This is a genomic window from Aeribacillus pallidus (assembly GCF_050478865.1).
Lineage (GTDB): Bacteria > Bacillota > Bacilli > Bacillales > JACDOC01 > JACDOC01.
This window is the reverse complement of record NZ_JBCNBW010000097.1, coordinates 1-356: the sequence shown is the minus strand read 5'-3', so window position 1 is coordinate 356 and position 356 is coordinate 1. Positions and strand designations below refer to the sequence as shown.

Genomic DNA, 356 nt, shown 5'->3' with positions numbered 1-356 from the left:
ACATGGATAGATCCGTTTATCATTACTGATTCACCCAAAGTTCATTTTAGGATTTATAAAGAAGACAATCCTAACGTAGTTGCCGAGTTGGATATGGATAACTCCAATTTATATATTAATGTAGGTCATGATGCGAATTATTTAGAATTTATAACAAAAGATGAACGTTATTTAAGTGTCACCTCGCTCTCAAGCCACTTGCCAGACTATGTACAGATATCAAAAATATTTGAATCTAATTAATTTCTTTGTTTTTAACATAACTATTATTTTTATATTTACATTCGCCTCACATTTGATAAGCTACGACCTTTTCTCGAATTCAACCGGGGAAAGGTCGTCAAATTTTCCTTGGA

1 protein-coding gene is annotated in these 356 nt (G+C 32.0%); it reads left to right on the top strand.

Annotation, left to right across the window (positions count from 1 at the left end; genetic code table 11):
• Positions 1-243, top strand: a 243-nt coding sequence (locus ABES52_RS16765; protein ID WP_429652460.1) for a hypothetical protein, incomplete at its 5' end; no start/stop codon positions are given.
• Positions 244-356: the final 113 nt, after the last annotated feature.